This window comes from Peribacillus sp. SIMBA_075, assembly GCF_046534585.1.
Genome location: NZ_JAWRYN010000449.1, coordinates 1 through 278 on the forward strand (window position 1 = coordinate 1; position 278 = coordinate 278).

At 45.0% G+C, this 278-nt stretch carries 1 protein-coding gene; it reads right to left on the minus strand.

The window, feature by feature from the left end; translation table 11 throughout:
• Nucleotides 1–180 precede the first annotated feature (180 nt).
• Nucleotides 181–267 carry a Cro/CI family transcriptional regulator gene (locus SB775_RS28955; protein ID WP_250193360.1) on the minus strand — a complete coding sequence of 29 codons (87 nt, stop codon included), beginning with the start codon at nucleotides 265–267 and terminating at the stop codon, nucleotides 181–183.
• Nucleotides 268–278 lie beyond the last annotated feature (11 nt).

Genomic DNA, 278 nt, shown 5'->3' on the forward strand with positions numbered 1-278 from the left:
AGTAAATCAGTTTCAGCGCGATCAATTTCTCGCTGTGTTGGCTTGCTGTAGCTTGCTTGTGCCATTTGTTAATTTACCTATATTGATATTGAGTTATAGCGGCACACCCAATGGATTTGCCGCTGATGTTTGCTCACCCGGTTAGAGGTGAAAGGCCAGAACTGTTAAAGAGCAATTTGCTTATGCCGCTTGGCGGTAAGCACTTTCTTGATACTTCAGGGCGCCAGCTGTAACGATTTCCAATCGATAGGCGTCTTTCTCTGGGATAACTTCTTTCC